This is a genomic window from Shewanella sp. 10N.286.52.E4 (assembly GCF_041468785.1).
GTDB classification, from domain to species: Bacteria; Pseudomonadota; Gammaproteobacteria; order Enterobacterales; family Shewanellaceae; genus Shewanella; species Shewanella electrodiphila.
This window is the reverse complement of the sequence record NZ_JBFRJJ010000047.1, coordinates 76,226-90,060: the sequence shown is the minus strand read 5'-3', so window position 1 is coordinate 90,060 and position 13,835 is coordinate 76,226. Positions and strand designations below refer to the sequence as shown.

At 42.0% G+C, this 13,835-nt stretch carries 15 protein-coding genes; 5 read left to right on the top strand and 10 right to left on the bottom strand.

Annotated features, from left to right (window positions below; translation table 11 throughout):
- Positions 1–393: 393 nt before the first annotated feature.
- A complete protein-coding gene (locus tag AB4153_RS20050) occupies positions 394–945 on the top strand; it encodes a gamma carbonic anhydrase family protein (protein WP_303517421.1) in 552 nt (183 codons plus the stop codon).
- Positions 946–981: 36 nt separating this feature from the next.
- Here AB4153_RS20050 and AB4153_RS20045 read toward each other — a convergent pair whose 3' ends face one another.
- The 4 genes from AB4153_RS20045 to AB4153_RS20030 form a co-directional block, all read right to left on the bottom strand.
- A complete protein-coding gene (locus tag AB4153_RS20045) occupies positions 982–1,245 on the bottom strand; it encodes a DUF1488 domain-containing protein (protein ID WP_303517420.1) in 264 nt (87 codons plus the stop codon).
- 10 nt (positions 1,246–1,255) lie between these two features.
- Positions 1,256–2,071, bottom strand: a complete 816-nt coding sequence (gene aroE, locus AB4153_RS20040; protein WP_371998470.1) for a shikimate dehydrogenase — start codon at positions 2,069–2,071, stop codon at positions 1,256–1,258.
- Between the two features lie 68 nt (positions 2,072–2,139).
- Positions 2,140–3,390 (bottom strand): amidohydrolase family protein, encoded by a 1,251-nt coding sequence (locus AB4153_RS20035; RefSeq protein WP_102529084.1) that lies wholly within the window; start codon positions 3,388–3,390, stop codon positions 2,140–2,142.
- Positions 3,391–3,401: 11 nt separating this feature from the next.
- Positions 3,402–4,796 carry an amidohydrolase gene (locus AB4153_RS20030; RefSeq protein WP_303517416.1) on the bottom strand — a complete coding sequence of 465 codons (1,395 nt, stop codon included), beginning with the start codon at positions 4,794–4,796 and terminating at the stop codon, positions 3,402–3,404.
- A gap of 197 nt (positions 4,797–4,993) precedes the next feature.
- Here AB4153_RS20030 and AB4153_RS20025 point away from each other — a divergent pair, with 197 nt between their 5' ends.
- Complete coding sequence (locus AB4153_RS20025; RefSeq protein ID WP_303517415.1) at positions 4,994–5,443, top strand: group II truncated hemoglobin; 450 nt, start codon at positions 4,994–4,996, stop codon at positions 5,441–5,443.
- Positions 5,444–5,930: 487 nt separating this feature from the next.
- On the opposite strand, the gene hemF is transcribed toward AB4153_RS20025, so the two are convergent.
- The 6 genes from hemF to AB4153_RS19995 all read right to left on the bottom strand — a co-directional run bounded on the left by hemF (position 5,931) and on the right by AB4153_RS19995 (position 10,916).
- Complete coding sequence (gene hemF / locus AB4153_RS20020) at positions 5,931–6,860, bottom strand: oxygen-dependent coproporphyrinogen oxidase (RefSeq protein ID WP_102529160.1); 930 nt, start codon at positions 6,858–6,860, stop codon at positions 5,931–5,933.
- Positions 6,861–6,870: 10 nt separating this feature from the next.
- Positions 6,871–7,437 carry an L-threonylcarbamoyladenylate synthase gene (locus AB4153_RS20015; protein ID WP_102529087.1) on the bottom strand — a complete coding sequence of 189 codons (567 nt, stop codon included), beginning with the start codon at positions 7,435–7,437 and terminating at the stop codon, positions 6,871–6,873.
- A gap of 93 nt (positions 7,438–7,530) precedes the next feature.
- Positions 7,531–8,094, bottom strand: a complete 564-nt coding sequence (locus AB4153_RS20010) for a type I DNA topoisomerase (RefSeq protein ID WP_303517414.1) — start codon at positions 8,092–8,094, stop codon at positions 7,531–7,533.
- A gap of 151 nt (positions 8,095–8,245) precedes the next feature.
- Positions 8,246–8,719 carry a DUF494 family protein gene (locus AB4153_RS20005; RefSeq protein ID WP_102529089.1) on the bottom strand — a complete coding sequence of 158 codons (474 nt, stop codon included), beginning with the start codon at positions 8,717–8,719 and terminating at the stop codon, positions 8,246–8,248.
- Positions 8,720–8,723: 4 nt separating this feature from the next.
- Positions 8,724–9,737 carry a DNA-processing protein DprA gene (dprA, locus tag AB4153_RS20000; protein WP_102529090.1) on the bottom strand — a complete coding sequence of 338 codons (1,014 nt, stop codon included), beginning with the start codon at positions 9,735–9,737 and terminating at the stop codon, positions 8,724–8,726.
- An 84-nt stretch (positions 9,738–9,821) separates the two neighbouring features.
- Positions 9,822–10,916: a LysM peptidoglycan-binding domain-containing protein gene (locus AB4153_RS19995; protein ID WP_371998469.1), complete on the bottom strand. Its 1,095-nt coding sequence runs from the start codon at positions 10,914–10,916 to the stop codon at positions 9,822–9,824.
- 135 nt (positions 10,917–11,051) lie between these two features.
- Between AB4153_RS19995 and def the strand changes: the two genes are divergently transcribed.
- The 3 genes from def to rsmB are packed head-to-tail and all read left to right on the top strand — an operon-like array spanning position 11,052 to position 13,830.
- Complete coding sequence (gene def, locus AB4153_RS19990) at positions 11,052–11,564, top strand: peptide deformylase (RefSeq protein WP_102529092.1); 513 nt, start codon at positions 11,052–11,054, stop codon at positions 11,562–11,564.
- Between the two features lie 8 nt (positions 11,565–11,572).
- Complete coding sequence (gene fmt, locus AB4153_RS19985) at positions 11,573–12,547, top strand: methionyl-tRNA formyltransferase (protein WP_102529093.1); 975 nt, start codon at positions 11,573–11,575, stop codon at positions 12,545–12,547.
- Positions 12,547–13,830, top strand: a complete 1,284-nt coding sequence (rsmB, locus tag AB4153_RS19980; protein WP_371998468.1) for a 16S rRNA (cytosine(967)-C(5))-methyltransferase RsmB — start codon at positions 12,547–12,549, stop codon at positions 13,828–13,830. Before fmt ends, rsmB begins: the two co-directional genes overlap by 1 nt.
- Positions 13,831–13,835: the final 5 nt, after the last annotated feature.

Sequence of the window (13,835 nt, the reverse complement as noted above, 5' to 3'; positions counted from 1 at the left end):
GTTTGATTGTTAAAGAGCGTGATATCAATTTTTCAGATATCGCCGTTAGACGCTAGGTCATTGGCTTGAGGATGCGTATTCTACGCTTTCCCTCGTTGGCGTCAAGTGTTTTTTCAAACTAATTTAAAAACTCTTTTCTGCCTGTTAATTATGAGGTTTGAAACCGTCTTAATTAACTCTGATACGTTGAGCCTATTGGCCTGTTGCCGTGTCAGTGGATGCGCATTATAGGCAGATTCTGAAACACCGCAAGGGCTTTTTTAAAGAAAATTCACTTTCCGCGTTTGCTTGCTGAGAATTTAAACTAATCAGCTATTTTTTATGCTTTTTTAACAACAAAAGAGCACTTTTAGGCTTTATACTGAGGCTAATTAAACAAATCAGGGATTTTATATGTTTAGCTCAATTCGTTCTTATCAGGGGATCCATCCTCAATTAGCTGATAATGTCTATGTAGATAGTGCTGCTGTAATAGTAGGTGATATTGCTTTAGATCATGATGCCAGTATTTGGCCAATGGTTGCAGCGAGAGCTGATGTTAATATAATCCGTATCGGTAAACGTAGTAATGTACAAGATGGGTCTATTCTTCACGTTACTCGTAAATCACCTTCTAACCCAGAAGGTAACCCTTTATTGATTGGTGATGATGTCACTATTGGTCACAAAGCTATGCTTCATGGTTGTACTGTTGGTAATCGTGTTTTAGTCGGCATGGGCGCGATCATTTTAGACGGGGCTATCTTAGAGGACGATGTGATACTTGGTGCAGGCTCACTTGTCCCTCCTGGTAAGGTATTACAAAGCGGGTTTCTCTATGTGGGGAGTCCTTGTAAACAAGTGAGACCTTTAACTGATAAAGAAATCGCTTTTTTACCTCAATCTGCAGATAACTATGTGCGTTTAAAGAATGAGTATTTAGTGGACCTTCAACAGTCTAGCTAAACCCATCTTTATAAATTTGGCACATATAAGCCGAGACTATTCGATATATATGTGTCCGTGCTCATCGAACGACTCTGATTCGATGAGTGCCTCTGCTAAGTCCTCTATATCAAACCTGACTTGCTCAAAGGCAACTAATGCCTCTGTTCCATTTTTGATAGTTGTTGATGTCAACTTTTCTATAATCGCGGGTTTAATGAAGCAGCTAACATTCACTCCTTGAACTTGTACAATTAAGTAAACTTGTTTTAATGCTTCATCCCATTCGACAATATCGGTAAAAATAATACTTTGATTCATGCGAACGCCCTTATACCAATTGTGTTCTCAAGGTGTCGTGGACAGCTTGAGTCGTTGGCATAACGCCTCGCCAAATATTAAAGCTTTGCGCTGCTTGCCCAACTAACATGCCTAAGCCATCGGCGACTTCAACAGCGCCTTTTGATAATGCCCATTGATTAAATAATGTCATTTCTGCGCCGTATGACATGTCATAACATTGAGTTTTAGGGCTGATAATACTCTGAGGGAGACTAATAAGCTCTCCTGCTAAACCTGCCGATGTTGAATTAATTATCATATCGAATGGTGCATCTAACCCATCAATGGGTCTAGCTTGCACTTCACCAAACTCATTAAAAATCTCAGCAAGGTTTTGCGCTTTGCTAAACGTACGATTGCATATTGTTACTTTTGCCCCAGCTTCTAGTAATGGCTTAATACAGCCTCTTGCTGCGCCACCAGCCCCAACTAACAATAAACGCTTATTCGATATACAACCAAAGTGCTGCTTAATATCAGCGACAAGACCCACGCCGTCAGTATTATCACCGCGTATTCGTCCATCTGGTAAATAGATAAGAGTGTTAACAGCACCTGCAAGTTTTGCTAATTCACTTAATTCATCACACGCCGCATAAGCTTGCTCTTTAAAAGGAGCGGTGACATTCGCCCCTTTACCACCAGCAGTGAAAAATGCCATTAACGATTGAGAGAATTGATCTACCGGTGCAAGTATCGCTTGGTAAGTGATTACTTGCTGAGTTTGTTTAGCAAACTCAGTATGGATATATGGCGACTTACTCTGTGCGATTGGGTTGCCAAATACTGCATACTTATCGGTCATCAATATTCTCTCTTCGTTTATTGCATTGATATTAAGTTACTAATATTGCAAATTACTAATATTAAAAGTTACTTAGTGTAAGCCTTAGGCATACTGGATTGTGTCATATAGCGGTCACGCAGCTCATCATGGCGACTTTCAGTGCTTTGCTCTTCACCGTTAATCCACATCTTTTGAATGTGACTACTGTATTCAAACGGATCGCCACTCCACAACACCATATCAGCGGGCTTGCCAACGGCTATGCGTCCAGCATCAAGGTGAAAAGTATCTGCTACGTTTGACGTAATCGACGCCATTGCATCGTCATACTTCATTCCATTGGCAACGGCATTGCCGGCACTATAGCGCAAACCATATACGCCATGGGCATCACCTGGTACAGCTAACACGACTTGGACGCCAGCTTTACTTAATTTCCCTGCGTTATCCAGTGAATTATTCAAAGAGTCAAAACTTTCAGGTAAATTACGCATGGCATCCATCACCACAGGGATACCTGCTTGAGCGAGTTGATCTGCAACCACCACAGCGTCGGCAGCTTCCAACAACACTAAATCAAGCTTAAAGCGTTGCTTAAGTTTAATGAGTTGCAAAATATCGCTGGCACGATCTGCATAAGCGATTAAAGGCTTCTCACCACTCAGAACGGCATTCAAAATCAATTCTTCTTTAGTTGGAGCCTTATCGGCCTCTTTATCAGCTTTTTTCGTTGCCGCCTTAGTTAATGCTTTTTGACGTTCATCTAATTTATTAATTAGATTCTGCATACCGATAATTCGGGAACCATCGTGTTTCGCACCTAAAGCCACGAACAAGGCTTGCTCTGTGGCAACAATGCTATCCCAATCTCCAGTTAATTCGACCTCAATGGTTTGACCTGAAAAAATTGTCTCGCCGCCACCAGGAGCAACAATACTGCGGGTTAAGCCGCCTTTTCTAGCAAAAGGAATTGCTGTACTTTTAGGGTTAAATGCAAGGCTAGGATCAAAAGTCATATCCGCTGCTTTGTCGTTAGTATCACGCGTCATTTTTTCTTGACCCACTTCAACTAACCCCAATGAATTCATTGCGCCAATAAAGCCAGGAGTTAAGACTCCACCTTTGGCGTCAATGATAATATCTGCATTGACCAACTCTGGATTTACGGCAACGATCTTACCGTCTTCGACGATAACAGATGCGTTGGTCAGCACGCCTTTGTCTGTTGAGGTATAGATCTTCGCGTTAGTAACTGCAATCGTTTCAGCTTGTGATAGTGACGGTACTAAGCCCGCAAGCATTGAGATGGCAACTAATGATTTTTTAAATTTTTTCAATGTCTTGCTCCTTATTTTTGACCTAACATAAAATCACTTTTCGCTTGGTACTTATCATCTTGGCGATCAAACACTTTGGCGCCATCAATGAATACTTGTTCAGCCTTAGCGTAAACACTGAATGGATTACTGTTCCAAATGACAACATCGGCATTTTTACCCGCTTCAAGTGAACCGGTTTTATCTGCAATACCTAAAGACTTGGCTGCATTCGAAGTGATCCAGCTGATGACATGTTCTTCGGTTAGCTCAAAACCGTGCTGATTAGCACTATGCATGATCTTAGCTGTTTCTTGGTTTAAACGTTGAATAGTGGTGCTAGAGTCAGAATGAACTACGGCACAGGAATTCTTCACGGCATCGACCATTGCGACATTTTCAATCACCATGTCATTCGCTTCCATTTTAAAACCCCACCAATCTGGCCACATCGCTGCGCAGTTACCATTTTCAGCCAATAGCTCAGCAATCTTGTAACCTTCAATGGCATGGTGGAACGTGCCTGAGTGGTAATTAAATTCTTTACCTAAATCCACCATCATTGCCATTTCTTCAGCTTTGTAACAATGGTTATGGATCAGTATTTCGCCTTCTAACACCCCTTTTAAAGTGTCATTGGTTAAATCACGTTGAGGGACTTCTGGATTTAATCCAGCAGCATAATCCGCATCATACTTATCCCATGCACGCTTATACTCTGTCGCTTCTATAAAGGCTTGGCGATAACCAGCCATATTGCCCATACGCGTCATTGGTGCAACTTTTTGTCCTCTTCCATAAGCCCCTTTAGGGTTTTCGCCACAAGCCATTTTTAAGCCATAAGGCGCATCGGGAAATTTCATACCCTGCATTGTTGTTGATGGTGCATTTTTCAAGGTAACGCCACGCCCACCGATTAAATTGGCAGAACCAGGGAGAATTTGTAGCGTAGTCACGCCACCTTCCCTTGCTCGGTTAAAGGCTGGATCTTGCGGCCATACACTGTGCTCAGCCCAGACCTCTGCGGTATTAGGGTTGGTCACTTCATTGCCGTCACTATGCGCATCGGCGCTAGGACTCGGGTAAACACCAAGGTGAGAATGCACATCGATAATACCAGGAGTGATCCACTTATCTGTTGCATCAACAACTGTGGCACCTTTGACTAACTCTGAAGAAAGTTGAGCACCAACGGCTTTAATTTTGCCATCGACCATCAACACATCCGCTTGCTCTATTTTTTCGCCAGTGCCTGTTAATACTGTTGCATTGGTGAGTAAGGTCGTTGTACGAGGTAATACTTGATAAGTACTAGGATAGGGATTTTTATTAATTGTCACTTGAGGATCTTGCTGTTGAGTTTGATTACACCCTAACAGTGCCGTTGATACAGCAATTACTACTAATGACGGCGCAAATCTGGTCATTGCTTTGTACTCCCTTTTATTATTGTTGTGCCTAATCTAACTAAGTTGTTAACGTAAATAAAGTAACAGTCTGAAATGATTTGTAGCAAAACATTAACAATTAAGAAATACGACAGTGATGAGCTTTCCCTATTACATACTTAGAAAAAATGTCGTTATAATTCATCATCAAATTAGCCTAACTTAGCGTAATCATCATGAATTGGTTAAAAAAACTATTTAGTTCTAGACAACAAGGCAGCATATCAAGTGATGATCGTGATACTACACAATCCAACGCATATGATTTGATAGGTGGTGAGGAAACGATTCGATTACTAGCAAAGCAGTTTTATCAGCAAATGCAGCATCGTACCGACACAGAATCGCTACTTGCTATTCATCGAGCGCCTATTGCGGACTCTGAGCAAAAGTTATTTGAATTTTTAAGTGGCTGGTTAGGCGGACCACAGTTATATCAGCAAAAGTATGGCCATCCAGCATTACGTGCTAGACACATGCATTTTGTGATTGACCAAGCGATGGTCGATCAATGGCTCACCTGCATGGAACAAGCTATTATCCAGACAATAAAAAAGCCTGAACATCAACAAGTGATATTTCAGGCCATTTCAACGCTTGCCAATAATATGCGAAATAAAGATTAACTCTCGAGGTTTAACCAGTCTTGTGGTTTCAGGTAGCGCTCGTATAACTCTGCCTTTTGAGAATCTTGTTCTCGCGTAAAGGCGTAAAACCCTATTCCTAGCGAACAAATGATGAAGGCATAAACAGCAGAAATAATTTAGTGCCTCCATCGATTTTAAACCATACAGAGACTAGCTTTCTAACTGTAACCAATCTTGTGGTTTCAGGTAGCGCTCGTATAACTCTACCTCTTGAGAGTCTTCTTCGGGCGTAAAACCATATTCCCAGCGTACAAATGATGATGGCATAGACATCAATTACTTAGTACAGCTATTGTTTTAGCCCCTACAAAGACTCGTTATCTAGCTGTAACCAATCTTGTGGTTTCAGGTAGCGATCGTATAACTCTGCCTCTTGAGAATCTTCTTCGGGCGTAAAGCAATATTCCCAGCGTACAAAGATGATGGCATAGACATCATTTACTTAGTACAGCTATTGTTTTAGCCCCTACAAAGACTCGTTATCTAACTGTAACCAATCTTGTGGTTTCAGGTAGCGATCGTATAACTCTGCCTCTTGAGAATCTTCTTCGGGCGTAAAACCATATTCCCAGCGTACCAAAGGCGGCATCGACATCAAAATAGATTCGGTGCGCCCTCCTGTTTGTAGACCGAACAAAGTGCCTCGGTCATAAACCAAGTTGAACTCAACATAACGTCCACGACGGTATAACTGGAACTGACGTTCATCATCGTTGTATTCAAGGTCTTTGTTACGCTCTACAATTGGCGAATATGCGGTTAAGAAACCGCTACCTACCGCTTGCATAAATTCAAAGCTTTTCTCAAATCCGTGCTCATTAAGGTCATCGAAGAATAAACCACCGACGCCGCGAGTTTCATTACGGTGTGGTAAAAAGAAGTATTCATCACACCACTTTTTATATTTTGGATAGACTTCTTCGCCAAATGGCGCACAAATGTCAGCCGCAGTTTGATGCCATGAGACAACGTCTTCTTCAAAAGGATAATAAGGGGTTAAATCAAAACCACCACCAAACCACCACACAGGATCAGCGCCCTCTTTACGAGCAATAAAAAAGCGTACATTGGCGTGAGTGGTCGGAATGAATGGGTTTTTAGGGTGGATCACTAATGACACGCCCATGGCTTCAAAACTTCTACCTGCAAGTTCAGGACGGTGCGCTGTAGCAGATGCTGGCATTGCTGCTCCCATTACATGGGAAAAGTTCACCCCAGCTTGCTCAAATACTTGCCCGTTGGTTAATACCCTACTAGTGCCACCACCGCCTTCAGCACGTTCCCACGACTCAGCTTGAAACTTAGCTTTTTCATCAAGCGTTTCTAAACCTTCACAAATGCTTGCTTGAAGCGCTAACAAATATTGCTTAACTACTGAGGCATCAGGTATTGCCATATCAAAATCCTTATTGTCCATTGCGCAGCACTTTACCGCTGCGGGCGTCGATAATTGTTGAAGGCTGACGTTGAGCTCCTAACTCACCGAGTACGAGGGCATTAACGTCAGCAGAAAAAGTCTGTTCAATTTCACTTGCTGACATGGCAGGATTTTGACCTGCTAAGTTAGCACTACTTGAAACAAAAGGTTTATTCACGCTATCGCAAAGGGCTCTCACCACAGGATGGGCAGAGATGCGTACCGCAATTGAATCAAACTCACCACAAAGCAACTTACTAACACCCGCTTTAATTGGCATAACAAACGTATAAGGACCCGGCCATTTGCTGAATGCAAAAGCCAGTTGAGCCTCTGTTAGTTGAGCTTCATCGATGTAAGGCTTGAGTTGCTGGTAATCACTGGCCACAAGGATCAAGCCCTTTTGCCAAGGTCGTTGTTTTATATCCAGCAACTTTTGGATAGCAGAAAGATTATCAGGATCACACCCGAGGCCATAAACCGCCTCTGTAGGGTAAGCAATAACGCCCCCTTCAACAAACACCTTGCCGACTTCAGATGGTTGCAACAGCTGCATGATTTTCCCTTTAACCTTCTTAAATTAATGGCAAATTATACAGACTATACGGATATGAACAAATACTGATATACCAGCTATTTAGTCATAAGCTTAAAGCGGACGTTTATATTTACAGGATTTTTGAGGACACTCTAAGCGACTCCCCGCCGCGCCTTTACGCTCAACAAGAATACCAAAATCACATTCAGGGCATGTTTCGTTATGAGGTGGGTAATTCACTAAGTATTTGCACTTAGGGTAACAATTACAAGCAAAGAAAGTTTTGCCGTAACGACTCGTGCGAGACTCTAAATGACCTTTTTTACAATGTGGGCAGGGTATCACTTCAGCTTCTGCATCATGATCGTGCTTTTCAATATGGCTACACTCAGGGTAATTTGTGCAACCAATAAAAATACCAAAACGTCCAGACTTAACCGCTAACTCATTACCACAATCGGGACATTCAGAGCCTTCTATTACTTGAGTCTCTATTGACTCATGCTGCACTAAGGGCCTGGTAAAGTCACAAGTGGGATAATTATTACAACCAATGAAGCCACCATGCTTACTGTTTTTAACCGACAACTCGCAGCCACACTTAGGGCAGAGCTCAAACTCTTTTTCTAAAGCGTGTTCGTGCACGGTAAATAACTGCTCATCTATTTTAGACATCTGGCTCTCGATTCACATTTAAGGTGAAAACTGGTTTCAGCCTTCATGGGTAGTAAAGGATATAATTGGTATAAAAATATAGTAGCAAACAAGAAGATCAAAAAAGGAGGCCTAGCCTCCTTTTTAATCACTTCATCACAAACAACCAATCTTATGAATGTAAACGGCCATCAGGCTGCTCAAAAATAAGATCTTCCATTTGTTCATAAGCTGATTCGTTGCCTGGCACATTAAACAGCACCATCAACACCACCCATTTTAAATCTTCCAAGATTAGGGAGGTTTCATCTAACGCCATGACGCGGTCAATGACCATTTCACGAGTTTCCACTGTCAGCACTTGGATTTGCTCGAGGAATAAAATAAAACCTCGGCTTTCAACATCCAATTTCGCCATCTCGTCTTTGGTATAAATTCGAAATGATTGCTGCGCATGATTACACAAGTAAGGTTTATCACTTTCTTGTAAATCTGCTAAACGTTCTAGCCACGATAAGGCTTTTAAAATGTCAGCTTGGTGAAAGCCCGCACGGGTTAACTCTTTGGTAAGCTCATCTTCGTCAACTAATAGCTCAACTTCACTATGAACATAGTTCTCAAAAAGATACATGAGGATATCAAACATATGGTTATCTCCTCTCTAGTCTGACGTAACCACCAGGCACTTGCGCAACCCAGCCCTGTAATTCAAGTTCAAGCATTTCTACTAACACCAGATCTATCGACTTCCCGCTATGCTCGACCACCATATCAATACTGGTAGTCTCATAACCTACACTAGCTAACAGCGCAGAAAATGGCAAATTTGTTGTATTATCTTCTATATGGTGACGATTAGCGACATCTTCAAGGTGAAAGCTTGTCATTGTGGACAATTCTTCAACAACATCGGCTGCACATTCCACTAATTTCGCCCCATTCTTTAACAAATCATGACACCCTTGATGATAGCCACCAGCAACTGAACCAGGCACAGCAAACACTTCGCGGTTTTGCTCCATGGCTAATCTTGCAGTGATTAATGATCCACTTTTACGTGTTGCTTCGACCACAATACTGCCGAGAGATAAACCGCTTATTATTCGATTGCGCTTCGGAAAGTTGCCTGCAAATGGACCTATTTGAGGCCAGTATTCACTGACAACACAGCCCGACTGTTGAATCTGCTGATATAAATTACTGTGTCTTTTGGGATAGATACAATCGACTCCAGTACCTAACACTGCAATCGTCACTCCATTATTGCCTAATGTCGCTTTATGCGCAGCGCCATCAATCCCTGTCGCCATACCACTGGTAATCGAGAAACCTAATTGTACTAGTTCAGCCGCTAAGGTATTAGCCGTGCTCAAACCACCGACAGATGCATTTCGACTGCCCACCATACCAATGGATGGCAGTAACAAACTTTCTAGTTGGCCTTTTACGAACAATATTGAAGGCGGATCGGATATTTGTTTTAGTAAAGCTGGATATTCGGGATCAGAAAAGCAAAGTATGTGGTGTTGTGAGGACTGCTGTTGCCACTCAAGCGCTGTATCAACTTTGTCAAAATCTATCTGACATTGAGATAACAGCTTTGCCGATAACGGCAAAGACTGCTTTTCAAACTCTAAACGCTGTCGTAATTCCTCAACATCCATTTGAGTTAATAATTGTTGAATCCGGGCGGGTCCTAGCCCGGATACTGCACAAACAACTAGCCAATCGACCAGTTTTTCAGATATTTACTCGCCTCTTAAGTCAGTGCTTTTAGGGGTAATTAATTTATCATCAACACGCACAGGACGCTCATTAGCAACAATGATAGCCATGCTGGTCTTTTCAAAAACTTTAAAGACCATTAATTTTCCATGATAAGTATCAGGCATCATGAATACATCATCATCTGACACTTTCGCTTTCATACGGTCATAAGCACTTCGTTCAAGTGTTGATACAGGTAAGCCGTCGCCGTTAATGACAATCTGCTCACCGTTACGATATATCGCAAATACATGTCCCGTTTCAATATTGTCCTGTTCACCTTTATCTAAATAAACAATATCCAGTTTACCGACTTCGCGAATGTCTTTTTCAATCGCTATCACATTAGCGGGAACCGTTTCCGGTGCAGCTTTAGGAATAAAGTAAGCTGACATCAACGCTTCATCTTCAACGGGTGCGACTCTAAAGCCTGCCTTTGACTCACGAAAACTGCTCAATAATTCAACTTTAGATATTTCACCTGACTGAGTCACACGACCACTTGCCGTTAAAATAATTTCTTGCCCTAAGCTATCATTGGTTTCTTTATCTAAGAACTCACGACCTTCTTGATAAATAGCGAGCTTTTCTCCGACTGGCAAATTGGCATTAATATAAACCACATCATTGACCACATGGTGACGAGAATTCCTTTCACCATCTAAAATCATCGGCAAACCTTCAACCCACTCTGGGTCAACAATACGGTTTTGGACTAAATAAGGTTGAATCAAAGCAAGATCAATCGCTGGAATTGGACCACCTTTATCACTAATACGCCCTTCAGGTCCTTTTTTGATATGCTGCTTTAATACCAAGCGTGGTTCGCCATCGATAAAAACAAGCGTTAATCTATCACCTGGATAAATGAGATGCGGGTTAGCAATCTGTGGATTTGCGCCCCATAATTTAGGCCAATGCCAAGGATCGTCTAAGAAAAAAGCAGAGATATCCCAGAGGGTATCGCCTTTCTTAACGATATAAGAATCAGGGTGACCTGATTTTAATGTTAAAGTATCTGCATTAACTAACAGTGTACTTAGTGTCAAAAACGCGAGTAAAAATATCCGTTTCATGGTTCATTCCATGTGTTTAGCTCTTTATTAGAGCTTTTGCTGTTATTGATGGTCAGTAAGGATTAAAATTAACCCATTATCTAAGCCAGTATAGCTAACTGGCTGAAATTTGACAGACTTGTTAAGAGTTTATATATGCCATTATTAAAAGTTTTACGCTTTCCAGATGAAAGATTACGTACTGTAGCCAAGCCAGTAACCGATTTTGGTGAAGGACTACAAACCCAAATTGATAACATGTTAGAAACAATGTACGAAGAAAAAGGCATTGGTTTAGCAGCAACTCAAGTAGATTTTCATCAACAATTAATTGTGATGGACCTGCAAGATGATGTTGAACGTCCAACAATTTTTATCAACCCAGAAATCATTGCCAAGAGTGGTGACTTCACAAATGAAGAAGGCTGCTTATCGGTACCAGGTGTATACGCTAAGGTTGACCGTTCTGAGTTTGTCACTTTCAAAGCCTTGGATCGTCATGGTGAAGAGTTCACAGTTGAAGCAGATGACTTGTTCGCCATTTGTATTCAGCATGAAATGGATCACTTACAAGGTAAGCTTTTCGTTGATTATTTATCAAAAATGAAGCGTGACCGCATTAAGAAAAAGCTTGAGAAAGAAGCACGTTTAGAAGCTAAAGAAGCATAGGACTCCATTTGAAACCGTTAAATATTATCTTTGCTGGTACACCTGACTTTGCAGCTTTACATCTGCAAGCCCTGATCGAATCAGAACATAATGTGGTTGCTGTTTACTCACAACCAGATAGACCTGCAGGTCGAGGGAAGAAGTTACAAGCAAGTCCGGTGAAACAGTTAGCTGTTGCCAATGATATTCCCGTTTACCAACCAGCATCTCTGCGTAAAGAAGAAGCTCAAGCTGAGCTTGCCGCTTTAAATGCCGATATTATGGTGGTTGTGGCTTACGGGTTGATCTTGCCAAAGATAGTATTAGATACCCCACGCTTAGGTTGTATTAATGTCCATGGCTCTATTTTACCTCGATGGCGCGGCGCTGCGCCTATTCAACGAGCGTTATGGGCTGGCGATAATGAAACTGGTGTGACTATCATGCAAATGGATATCGGTTTAGATACTGGAGACATGCTATTAAAGACATCATTAAAAATTGAAGATACAGATACTTCTGCCAGTCTTTACAGCAAACTCGCTGAGCAAGGTCCAGCAGCGCTTATCGAAGCGTTAGTCGGTATTAGTGATGGTTCAATCACACCAGAGAAGCAAGACGAAGCTCTTGCTAATTACGCCGAAAAACTCTCTAAAGAAGAAGCGCAAATAGATTGGCGTAAAGATGCTAAACAGCTCTGGCAAGAAGTTCGTGCTTTTAATCCTTGGCCAGCCAGTCACTTTCCACTTCAAGGTAATACCATCAAGGTATGGCAAGCCAGTTACTCAGCCGAGCAAACTAGTGCTGCACCAGGTACGATCATTGAAAGCAATAAGCATGGTATCACTGTAGCAACAGGCAATGGCGCTCTACAATTGCAAGTTATGCAAGTTCCAGGGAAGAAACAAATGCCTGTAGCTGATATTTTAAATTCTCGCGCAGAGTGGTTTGTTGAAGGCACATGTTTTATTAGCGCGGATGAATCAAAAGAGGCACAAGCTTAATGAATGTTAGAGTCCTTGCAGCAAAAGCCATTTTTAATGTCTTAGAAAAAGGTGTTTCGTTATCCGTTGCCCTGCCTGAACAACAGCAACACTTAACGAATGGAAAAGACAAAGCTTTATTAGCAGAGCTTTGTTATGGCGTGATGCGTCAATTGCCGCAATTAGATAAGTGTGTCAGTGATTGCCTCAGTAAACCTTTTAAAGCCAAGCAAAGAATACTGCATCAGCTACTTTTAGTTGGTTGCTATCAATTATATTTTACCCGTATTCCTGCCCATGCTGCGATTTCAGAAACGGCAGAAGCCTGCCGTCAAATGAAGTTTGATGGCTTAGTGAAAGTCGTTAATGGTGTTTTACGTAATATTCAGCGTAAAGAAGCGCCATTAAACACTGACAACGATACCTTAAAATACAATACACCAGCGTGGTTTATTAAACGCTTGAAAAGTGCCTACCCAGAAAGTTGGGCAGATATTATTGAGCAAAGTCATCAACGCCCTCCTATGTGGCTTCGCAACAATCAACTATCTCAAACTCGCGACGAATATTTAACCCTTCTTGCTGAACAAGAAATTGAAGCCAGTGCTGGTGACAGTGATGATGCCATTCTGTTGTCGTCACCAAAAGATGTGATGCAATTACCTGGTTTTGCAGAAGGTTCTGCATCTGTACAAGATGGCGCCGCACAATGGGCCGCGACGTTATTAACGCCTCAAGCAGATGAGCTAGTTCTGGATGCTTGCGCCGCTCCCGGCGGTAAAACTTGTCACACCATTGAATGTGAACCGAGTATCTCTATGGTTGCTGTGGATTTTGATGCAAAACGTTTAGAGCGTGTGCAACAAAATCTGGACAGATTAAATTTAAAAGCGCAAGTTATTCATGGTGATGCAGCAGATATTGATAGTTGGTGGCAAGGTGATAAGTTTGACCGTATCTTATTAGATGCACCTTGCTCGGCAACAGGTGTTATCCGTCGCCACCCCGATATTAAATGGTTACGCAAAAACAGCGATATTGAAGAGCTAGCTCTACTGCAGCAACAAATCATTGATCATTGCTGGAAGTGGCTCAAGCCTGGCGGCACCATGTTATATGCCACCTGCTCTATTTTGCCACAAGAAAACAGTCAGCAAATTGAACAGTTTTTACAACGTACTCCAGATGCGGCACTAGCACCGATTGCACAGCAATCGTCTGCTGATGATATTGGATGGCAAATCCTACCTGGTCAAAACAATATGGATGGCTTTTATTACGCCCGTTTAATAAAAGCGGCCTAAGCGTG

What these genes read in the sequence shown, in the direction of transcription:
- AB4153_RS20050 (WP_303517421.1), top strand. Translation starts at nt 394, where the DNA reads ATGTTTAGCTCAATTCGTTCTTATCAGGGGATCCATCCTCAATTAGCT.
- AB4153_RS20045 (WP_303517420.1), bottom strand. Translation starts at nt 1,245, where the DNA reads ATGAATCAAAGTATTATTTTTACCGATATTGTCGAATGGGATGAAGCA.
- aroE (WP_371998470.1), bottom strand. Translation starts at nt 2,071, where the DNA reads ATGACCGATAAGTATGCAGTATTTGGCAACCCAATCGCACAGAGTAAG.
- AB4153_RS20030 (WP_303517416.1), bottom strand. Translation starts at nt 4,796, where the DNA reads ATGACCAGATTTGCGCCGTCATTAGTAGTAATTGCTGTATCAACGGCA.
- AB4153_RS20025 (WP_303517415.1), top strand. Translation starts at nt 4,994, where the DNA reads ATGAATTGGTTAAAAAAACTATTTAGTTCTAGACAACAAGGCAGCATA.
- hemF (WP_102529160.1), bottom strand. Translation starts at nt 6,860, where the DNA reads ATGGCAATACCTGATGCCTCAGTAGTTAAGCAATATTTGTTAGCGCTT.
- AB4153_RS20015 (WP_102529087.1), bottom strand. Translation starts at nt 7,437, where the DNA reads ATGCAGCTGTTGCAACCATCTGAAGTCGGCAAGGTGTTTGTTGAAGGG.
- AB4153_RS20010 (WP_303517414.1), bottom strand. Translation starts at nt 8,094, where the DNA reads ATGTCTAAAATAGATGAGCAGTTATTTACCGTGCACGAACACGCTTTA.
- AB4153_RS20005 (WP_102529089.1), bottom strand. Translation starts at nt 8,719, where the DNA reads ATGTTTGATATCCTCATGTATCTTTTTGAGAACTATGTTCATAGTGAA.
- dprA (WP_102529090.1), bottom strand. Translation starts at nt 9,737, where the DNA reads ATGGATGTTGAGGAATTACGACAGCGTTTAGAGTTTGAAAAGCAGTCT.
- AB4153_RS19995 (WP_371998469.1), bottom strand. Translation starts at nt 10,916, where the DNA reads ATGAAACGGATATTTTTACTCGCGTTTTTGACACTAAGTACACTGTTA.
- def (WP_102529092.1), top strand. Translation starts at nt 11,052, where the DNA reads ATGCCATTATTAAAAGTTTTACGCTTTCCAGATGAAAGATTACGTACT.
- rsmB (WP_371998468.1), top strand. Translation starts at nt 12,547, where the DNA reads ATGAATGTTAGAGTCCTTGCAGCAAAAGCCATTTTTAATGTCTTAGAA.